Source organism: uncultured Arthrobacter sp. (assembly GCF_964021775.1).
Classification (GTDB): Bacteria; Actinomycetota; Actinomycetes; order Actinomycetales; family Micrococcaceae; genus Arthrobacter.
Genome location: NZ_CAXHZI010000018.1, coordinates 65152 through 74607, shown reverse-complemented (window position 1 = coordinate 74607; position 9456 = coordinate 65152). Strand labels below are relative to the sequence as shown.

At 67.2% G+C, this 9456-nt stretch carries 6 protein-coding genes; 5 read left to right on the top strand and 1 reads right to left on the bottom strand.

What is annotated here, in order from left to right; all coding sequences use genetic code 11:
- Positions 1–472 precede the first annotated feature (472 nt).
- The gene (gene groES / locus ABIN76_RS13885; protein WP_056737866.1) at positions 473–769 is read left to right on the top strand and encodes a co-chaperone GroES; all 297 of its coding nucleotides are present in this window, start codon (positions 473–475) and stop codon (positions 767–769) included.
- Positions 770–849: 80 nt separating this feature from the next.
- A complete protein-coding gene (groL, locus tag ABIN76_RS13880; protein WP_346960271.1) occupies positions 850–2460 on the top strand; it encodes a chaperonin GroEL in 1611 nt (536 codons plus the stop codon).
- A 73-nt stretch (positions 2461–2533) separates the two neighbouring features.
- On the opposite strand, the gene ABIN76_RS13875 is transcribed toward groL, so the two are convergent.
- Positions 2534–3508, bottom strand: coding sequence for a DUF389 domain-containing protein (locus ABIN76_RS13875; RefSeq protein WP_346960270.1), 975 nt, complete (start codon positions 3506–3508; stop codon positions 2534–2536).
- 231 nt (positions 3509–3739) lie between these two features.
- On the opposite strand from ABIN76_RS13875, the gene ABIN76_RS13870 reads away from it, so the two are divergent.
- The 3 genes from ABIN76_RS13870 (at position 3740) to ABIN76_RS13860 (ending at position 9384) form a co-directional block, all read left to right on the top strand.
- Positions 3740–5740, top strand: a complete 2001-nt coding sequence (locus ABIN76_RS13870; protein WP_346960273.1) for an acyltransferase family protein — start codon at positions 3740–3742, stop codon at positions 5738–5740.
- Positions 5741–5932: 192 nt separating this feature from the next.
- Positions 5933–7444, top strand: coding sequence for an IMP dehydrogenase (gene guaB / locus ABIN76_RS13865; protein ID WP_346960269.1), 1512 nt, complete (start codon positions 5933–5935; stop codon positions 7442–7444).
- A 98-nt stretch (positions 7445–7542) separates the two neighbouring features.
- On the top strand, positions 7543–9384 hold the full coding sequence (locus tag ABIN76_RS13860; RefSeq protein ID WP_346960268.1) for an ABC transporter ATP-binding protein: 1842 nt from the start codon (positions 7543–7545) through the stop codon (positions 9382–9384).
- Positions 9385–9456: the final 72 nt, after the last annotated feature.

The window sequence follows — 9456 nt, the reverse complement described above, 5'->3', positions numbered from 1 at the left end:
CGGCGCTGCACATAATGCCGCTATGTCCGACGCCGGCACCCGGGAATGAGCATGTCCCTCGTCCTGCGCCGGACCCTCCTCCGGACATGCCCAGTCCTCGGCGTCGGCGCTGCACATAATGTCACTATGTCCGACGCCGGCACCCGGGAATGAGCATGTCCCTCGCCCACGGGCTGCAACGAGCATGTCCATCCACCGGCGCACCCGCCGGACACAACCACCGTGGGTCCACCGGGCGCCACAAAGAATGAGCATGTCCCGTGCAGGCGTTCACCAGGGACGAACTTCTGGCACTCACCTTGACCGAGTGCTAACTACTTACATAGAGTCGTCATTAGCACTCTCCCTAGGCGGGTGCTAACACATGGAGCATGCTCCGCCTAGCTACTGCCGGCACCGCGACGACGGTCTGTACGCCATGGCATCGCCGCTTCATAGTCCACAAATTTGCTGACGAAAAGGAGAGGTCCGAGTGTCGGTCTCTATTAAGCCTCTTGAGGATCGTATTGTTGTCCGCCCGCTCGAAGCCGAGCAGACCACGGCTTCCGGCCTGGTTATCCCGGACTCCGCACAGGAGAAGCCGCAGGAAGGCGAAGTTGTTGCAGTTGGCCCCGGCCGCTTTGACGACAACGGCAACCGCGTTCCCGTAGACGTTGCCGTCGGCGACGTTGTTATCTACTCCAAGTACGGCGGAACCGAAGTCAAGACCGGCGGCGTTGAGTACCTCGTGCTGTCCGCCCGCGACGTCCTGGCGATCGTCGTAAAGTAACTCTCTTGGACCCCCGCGCCGCCGCTCCTTCGCTTTGAACGGAACGGCTGCGCGGGGTTCTGTCTTGAAAGGACAAAACCATGGCAAAGCAGCTCGCGTTTAACGACGCTGCCCGCCGGTCGCTCGAAGCCGGCATCGATAAGCTCGCCAACACGGTCAAGGTGACGCTCGGCCCGCGCGGCCGCAACGTCGTGCTGGACAAGAAGTGGGGCGCCCCCACGATCACCAACGACGGTGTGACCATCGCCCGCGAAGTGGAACTGGACGACCCGTACGAGAACCTTGGCGCCCAGCTCGCCAAGGAGGTCGCCACTAAGACCAACGACGTCGCCGGTGACGGCACCACCACCGCCACCGTGCTCGCCCAGGCCCTGGTCAAGGAAGGCCTGCGCAACGTGGCAGCCGGCGCCGCCCCGGGCCAGATCAAGCGCGGCATCGAGGTATCGGTCGAGGCCGTCGCAGCCCGCCTGCTGGAAAACGCGCGCCCGGTTGAGGGCACGCAGGTGGCCAACGTTGCCGCCATCTCCGCGCAGAGCGACGAGGTCGGCGAGCTCCTGGCCGAGGCCTTCGGCAAGGTCGGCAAGGATGGTGTGATCACCATCGAGGAGTCCTCCACCACGCAGACCGAGCTGGTCCTCACCGAGGGCATGCAGTTCGACAAGGGCTACCTGTCCCCGTACTTCGTCACCGACGCGGAACGCCAGGAAGCAGTCCTCGAGGACGCCCTGATCCTGATCAACCAGGGCAAGATCTCCTCGGTCCAGGAATTCCTGCCGCTGCTGGAAAAGGCGCTGCAGAGCTCCAAGCCGCTCTTCATCATCGCCGAAGACGTCGACGGCGAGGCCCTTTCCACGCTGATCGTCAACCGCATCCGCGGCACCCTGAACGTCGTGGCCGTCAAGGCTCCGGGCTTCGGCGACCGCCGCAAGGCCATGCTGCAGGACATCGCTACCCTCACGGGCGCGCAGGTTGTTTCCCCGGAACTGGGCCTCAGCCTGGACACCGTGGGCCTTGAGGTGCTCGGCACCGCCCGCCGCATCACCGTGACGAAGGACAACACCACCATCGTCGACGGCGCCGGTTCGGCCGAGGACGTCGCGGCCCGGGTCGCCCAGCTGCGCGCCGAGCTGACCCGCACCGACTCCGACTGGGACAAGGAAAAGCTGCAGGAACGCCTGGCCAAGCTGGCCGGCGGCATCGGCGTGATCAAGGTCGGCGCTGCCACCGAGGTCGAGCTGAAGGAAAAGAAGCACCGCATCGAGGACGCCGTGTCCTCCACCCGCGCTGCCCTCGAAGAAGGCATCGTGGCCGGCGGCGGCTCCGCCCTCATCCACGCCCTCAAGGCGCTCGATGAGGACCCGGCCGTCCAGGCGCTCGACGGCGACGCGGCAGCTGCCGTAGGCATCGTCCGCCGGGCCCTGACCCAGCCGCTGCGCTGGATCGCCCAGAACGCCGGCTTCGACGGCTACGTTGTGGTCGCCAAGGTTGCCGAATCCCCGGTCAACCAGGGCTTCAACGCCAAGACCGGCGAATACGAAGACCTGATCGCGGCCGGTGTCATCGACCCGGTCAAGGTCACGCGGGCGGCCCTCCGCAATGCGGCCTCCATCGCCGCGCTGGTTCTCACCACCGAAACCCTCGTGGTGGAAAAGCCGGCCGATGAGGACGAACACGCCGGGCACCAGCACTAAGGTCTCCGCGCACTAAGAGGACCGGATCAGCGTCAGCTGGTCCGGTCCTTTTTGTTGCCCGGCGCGGGCCGGCTTAGCGGCGCGGCCTCAGCCGCTGGGCGTCCCGGCGGAGCCGGCGCGCGGCATCGCGCGGCAGCCGCTTCGTGATGAGCCGGTAGAACAGCAGCACTCCCACCGCCGAGACCACGATCCCGGTCAGGTTCACCAAGAGCTGCAGGGCGGACCCTGCGGCTTTTTGGTACTCGCCCAGCACCAGCGCCACCGCCACGAAGCCCGCGGCCGGAACGGTGGTGACGGAGATGAAGACACCGATCAGGGCCGCCGAGCGCCGGCTGATCACCGACAGCATGCCGGCAGTGCCGGCCAGCAGGGCCACAATCAGGGAATAGGGCCCCGGGTGGTAGATAAAGTCCACCGCCGAACCGCGGTCCAGGGTGTCCTCGGGAAAGAGACCCAGCGGCACGGAGAGCCAGGCGGTGAAAGCCGCGGCCAGCATGGCGACGGGGAATCCCACACCGAGGGCCAGCGCCGCCCTGCGGCCCAGCCGCCACTGCCGCCGGACCAGTGCCACCGCCAGCGCGGCGAGCGGTCCGAACTCAGGCCCCACCGCCATGGCGCCGACAATCGCGATGGTCGAGTCGGTCACGATCCCGATCGCTGCCAGCTGGGTGGCCAGGACCAGGAACGCCAGGTAGCTCCAGGTGAGCCGGGAATCCTCGCCGGTCTGCCGCGACACCTCATCCCAGATCATGGCGTCCGCGCCTTCGCCCGGTGCCTCCGCCACAGCCTTGTCCGCGCGGTCGGAAAGGACCAGTTCGGGGGTCATGACCGCGATGGATCCCACGTCCTGCACGTTGAGGGCGTGTAGCTTCTCGATCAGGGCCTCGACGGATTCCCGGGCCATGAAAACGAGGATGACGTTGCCCGGCGGGACCACCGAGGCGCCGCGGTGCAGGGCAACCTCCGCCACACCAGGTTCGCCGGAGCAGCATTCCACCACAGCAGCGGAGAGCTCCTCCGGGACACATATCCGCACCTGAACGATCACTCGCAGCCTCCTTCGACTCGTTACAGACTAGCGGCGCGGGCGGGCCGCACAGACCTAATCCCGGCCGGAACGCGTCCCCGGCAATTGGCAAAGAAAATTACGTTTCGGTAACATTGATGTTTTGGAAGTCGGCCTGAGAGGTCCCACGTGTCGAACGAGCGAACCACAGCCAGCCCGCAGCACGCGGCCGCAGGTTCTCCCGCGAGCCGTAAATCGGGCTACCGCCCGGAAGTGCAGGGCCTGCGAGCCCTGGCCGTCCTGATGGTGGTGACCTACCACGTCTGGCTGGGCCGGGTCTCAGGCGGCGTGGACATCTTCCTGCTCATCTCGGCATTCCTGATGACCTTGAGCTTTGCCCGGAAGGTGGAGAGCGGCAAACCGCTGCGCCTCCTGAGCCACTGGCTGCATCTGCTCAAGCGGCTGCTGCCCGCCGTCGTCGTGGTGGTCCTTGGTGTGCTGATCGGCACCTGGGCCATCCTGCCGGCCAGCCGCTGGCCGGATGTCCTCGACCAGGCCTGGGCCTCCCTGTTGTACAAGCAGAACTGGCTGCTCGCCGACACCGCTGTGGACTACTACGCCCAGGACCACTCCGGGGCCAGCCCGCTGCAGCACTTCTGGTCGCTCTCCATCCAGGGACAGGTCTTCCTGCTCTGGCCCCTCGTGTTCGCCGGCGCCGCCCTGCTGCACCGCGGGCTGCGCCGCTGGACCCGACTGGACGACCGGCTGCTGAATTACCGCCTGATCCTGGCCCTGGCCTTCGGCGCCATCTTCGCCGCGTCGCTGCTCTACTCAATTGAGCAGACCGCCAGCAACCAGGCCTACGCCTACTTCGACACCCGTGCCCGGCTCTGGGAATTCGCGCTGGGCTCGCTGCTGGCACTGGCCCTGCCGTACCTGAAGCCGGGCAAGGTCCTGCGCGTGGTGCTGGGCTGGGCCGGCTTGGCCGCGATGCTCTCCTGCGGGCTGCTGCTCACTGTGGACCGCTCCTTCCCGGGCTTCATCGCGCTCTGGCCCACGCTCGCTGCCGCCGCCATCATCGTGGCCGGACGGAGCGGCAGCCGCTTCGGCGTCGACCGCTTCCTGACCTGGCAGCCGCTGGTCGCACTCGGTGACAACTCCTACGCCCTCTACCTCTGGCACTGGCCGCTGCTGGTGCTGGCCCTGGCCGGGGCCGGCCTCAGCGCGCCGAACCTGTGGCAGGGACTAGCGATCGTCGCCGCCTCCCTGGTCCTGGCCGTGCTCACCACCCGGTTCGTCGAGAAGCCGCTGCGCGAATGGCACTGGCCGCAGCGCCGCGCCTGGCGCACCGCCGTCGTCATTGCCGCCTGCGGTGCCCTGCTGGCCGGCCCGGTCACGCTCTGGCAGAGCCACATCGTGGCGGACGAAGCCGCGGCCGCATCCCAGCCGAAGGAACTGACGCCGGGTGCCGCCGCGCTGGCCCCGGAGAACGCCGGCAAACCGACGCCGGAAGCCAAGATCATCCCCGCGCCGGCCGCCATGAAGAACGAATGGGCCGACATTGACGGCCTCTGCACCGACGGCAACGTACCCAGCGACCCGCTGCTCTCGGGCTGCCTGCAGAACAGCAAGCCGGACAAGGTGACCAAGCGGATTGTGGTGCTCGGCGACTCCCACGCGCAGCAGTACATGGCCGCGCTGGGACCCGTCGCCAAGAGCCACGGCTGGGAAGTCGTCACCCTGCTGAAGGGAAACTGCCGCTTCGGCGGGGAGACTCCCGAGCGCGACGCCGACTGCAACGCCTTTAACAAGGCCAGCTCCGCATACGTCCTGACGCACAAGCCCGACGCCGTCTTCACGGTCGCCTCGCTCACGCACAAGGAGGCCCCGTTCGAAACCGAGGTGCCCGGGTACCTGGAAGGCATCAAGCCGTTCACCGACGCCGGCATCGAGGTAGTCGGCATCCGCGACAATCCGCGGTTCACCATCAACATGCCCGAGTGCGTCCAGACGAAGGGCACCGACGCTGCCGAATGCAACGTCCCCCTGCAGGAATCCCTGGCCGCGTCATCCCCGCTGGACGCTTACCGCGGCAAGGTCGCCCGGCTGCACCTGATGGACATGAGCGACTTCATTTGCGCGGACGGGACCTGCCCCGCCGTCGTCGGGAACGTGTACGTCTACAAGGACGACAACCACCTGACCAAGACCTACGTGCAGAGCATGATCCCGATGTTCGAGAAGCGGCTGCTCGCGGCCACCGGCTGGAAGTGACGCCGCCGGCGCCGTCCGGTGCCGTCCGGCGGATGCCGTTGCTCACATTCGCTGCCCGGAATATGGGGATTGCCGCCAAGGTTCTAGTATTTACACAACACTTCTGCACAGGCCATGCCCGTAATGACGGGCTGGTCATCTGCTGCAACCCCTACCCGTGAACCCCAGAAACCCAAGGTAAGAGGCGCACTCATGACCCAGCCCGAACACGATCCCTTTGGCTTTGTTGGCCTGACCTATGACGACGTCCTGCTGCTGCCCGGGCACACCAACGTCATCCCCTCCGAGGCGGACACCTCCTCGCGCATATCCAAGCGCATCACCGTGAACACGCCGCTGCTGTCCGCCGCGATGGACACCGTGACCGAGTCGCGGATGGCCATCGCCATGGCCCGCCAGGGCGGCCTTGGCGTCGTGCACCGAAACCTCTCGATCGCCGACCAGGCCGACCAGGTGGACCGGGTCAAGCGCAGCGAATCCGGCATGATCACTAACCCGCTCACCATCGGCCCCGAGGCCACGCTGGCCGAGCTGGATGAGATCTGCTCGCACTACCGCGTCTCCGGCCTGCCGGTCGTGGACGAGGGCATGCGCCTGCTGGGCATCGTCACCAACCGCGACACCCGCTTCGTGCCGGAAACAGACTTCCCGATCCGGCTGGTCAGCGATGTCATGACCAAGATGCCGCTGGTCACCGGGCACGTCGGCATTAGCCGCGAGGAAGCCTCGCACAAGCTCGCCACCAACAAGATCGAGAAGCTCCCACTGGTCGACGAGCAGGGCCGGCTCAAGGGCCTCATCACCACCAAGGACTTCACCAAGGCCGAGCAGTACCCCCTGGCCACCAAGGACGACGAGGGCCGGCTGCGCGTCGGCGCCGCCATCGGGTTCTTCGGCGACGGCTGGGAGCGCGCCATGGCCCTGATCGACGCCGGCGTGGACGCCCTCTTCGTGGACACCGCCAACGGCCACTCGCAGGGTGTGCTGGACATGATCCGCCGACTCAAATCCGATCCTGTTGCCGCGCATGTGGACATCATCGGCGGCCAGGCGGCCACCCGAGAAGGCGCGCAGGCCCTGATCGACGCCGGTGCCGACGGCATCAAGGTGGGCGTCGGCCCGGGATCCATCTGCACCACCCGCGTCGTCGCCGGCGTCGGCGTCCCGCAGATTACCGCCATCTACGAGTCCGCCAAGGCTGCCATCCCGGCCGGCGTTCCGCTGATCGCCGACGGCGGCCTGCAGTACTCCGGCGACATCGGCAAGGCCCTGGTTGCCGGCGCCGACACCGTGATGCTCGGCTCCCTGCTGGCCGGCTGCGACGAGTCCCCGGGCGACCTGATCTTCGTGAACGGCAAGCAGTTCAAGCTTTACCGCGGGATGGGCTCTCTCGGCGCCATGCAGACCCGCGGCAAGAACACCTCGTACTCCAAGGACCGTTACTTCCAGGCCGACGTCTCCGGTGACGACAAGCTCATCCCGGAAGGCATCGAAGGCCGTGTGGCCTACCGCGGACCGCTGGCCTCGGTGGCGTACCAGCTGGTCGGCGGCCTCCGCCAGACCATGTTCTACACCGGCGCCCCTACCGTCCCCGAACTCAAGGCGCGCGGCAAGTTCGTCCGGATTACCCCGGCCGGGCTCAAGGAATCCCACCCGCATGACATCCAGATGACGGTGGAGGCGCCGAACTACGGTTCGCGCTGACCCGCCCGGCACTTCACGGGCACCCAGCGAGAGGGCCACGGGATTCGTCCCGTGGCCCTCTCGCGTTCCGCCGCCGGGCCCGCAACTAGGCTGGAGGCATGTCCGAACTCCTGCCCGCCCGCGAGCCCAAGCGCAAACTGGCGCTGCGTCCGTACGCCCGGGCGGTGGCCCAGGTGCTGCGGGTCAGCTTCCGCGCCTCGCCCGCCGCCGTCGTGATGAAAGTTGTGGGCTCGCTGATCTCGGCGCTGCTGCCGCTCGTCACCACCTACTTCGCCGCGCTGACCACGACGGCGCTCGCGGCCGCCTATGCCGGCAACGCCGCGGCCGGGCAGCAGGCCATCGTCTACGTCATCATCACCGCGGCGCTGGGCCTGTTCTGGGGAGCGTTCAGCAGCGTGGACCGCTACATCCAGCAGCTGATGAGCTTCCGGGTCGGCGCCATCGTCGGGGACCTGATGTACGAGCGGTTCCTCGCCCTGGAATTCTGGCGCTACGACGACAAGGAGACGGTGGACCTGTACGACCGGGCCAAGCGGTTCTCCGATTCCTACGCCCGGGTCCTGGACCGGATCGCCGCGATTTTCACCCAGCTGGTCTCGGTGGTCCTGGCGATCGGCGCGCTGCTGCTGGTCAGCTGGTGGATCGCCGTGATCGTGCTGGTCGCGATCGTGCCCAGCGTCTATCTGCAGTTCAAGCTCTCCCGGGAGCAGATTGCGCACTGGAACACCCAGGTCGATTCGCGCCGGCAGCGCCGGATGATCGAAACCAACCTGCTGCGGCCGCAGCACATCGCCGAGATGCGGCTCTACGGGATTGTCGGCTACCTGATGGGCCTGCGCTCACGGCTCCGGGACGCGGACGAAAAGCGCCGGCTGGACTTCCAGAAGCGCTACATCCCCAAACAGCTCGCCGCCGACGCCCTGCAGTACGGTGCCGAGGTGGTGTCGCTGATCTGGGTGGTGGGCCAGATCATTGCCCGCGCCCAGCCGGTGGGCCAGTTCCTCTACGTCCAGCAGATCGTCAGCCGCGCCCTCTCCACCGCCAACAGCCTGGTCTCCTCGCTCAGCTCCATCGACGAGGACCTCGCGAACCTCAAGGACTACGAGCTGTTCATGGCACTGCCGGTGCACTCCGAGCACGCGCCGCCGCTGCTCCAGGCGCCCCGGACCGTGGAGCTGCGGGACATCCGGTTCACCTACACCGGCAGCGATCTGGAAGTCATTAAAGGCATTTCGCTGACCATCAGGCAGGGCCAGCACATCGCGGTGGTGGGGGAGAACGGGGCCGGCAAGTCCACCCTGATCCGGATCCTCGCCGGGCTCTACCGCCCGGATTCGGGCCAGGTACTGCTCGACGGCGTCGACCTCGCCGCCGTCGAGGTGAAGTCCTGGCACCGCCACCTGGCGGTGCTCAGCCAGGAGTTCCTCAAATACGAATTTGCCACCGCGGCGGAGAACATCTTCTTCGGCGACGTCGACGCGCCGCGCGACGACGACCGGATCCGCCGGGCCGCGGCCGATGCCGAGGCCCTCGAGTTCATCAACAAGCTGCCCAACGGGCTGGACAACCACGTCAGCAACTGGATGGAGGACCCCCGCGGCCGGAAGGGCAGCGGGCTGTCCGGCGGCCAGTGGCAGCGGCTGGCGATGGCCCGGAACTTCTACCGGGACGCCTCCTTCATGGTGATGGACGAGCCGACGTCGGCGATCGACGCCCTGGCCGAGCACCGGATCTTCACCCGGCTCTTCGCCGACCGCAGCAGCACGATCATCGCCATCAGCCACCGGCTCGCGACGATCGAGAAGGCGGACATCGTCTACATGCTTGAGGACGGCCGGATCGTCGAACAGGGCACGCACAAGGACCTGGTGGCCCTGCGCGGCCGCTACTTCCGGATGTTCGAATCGCAACTGGCCGTGGACGAGGCCGAGGGCGTCTGAGCCCGGCGGCCTGAGCCGGGGACATGCCCTCCGCCGGCGACCTGAGCCGCGGGGGACATGCCCTCGGCCGGC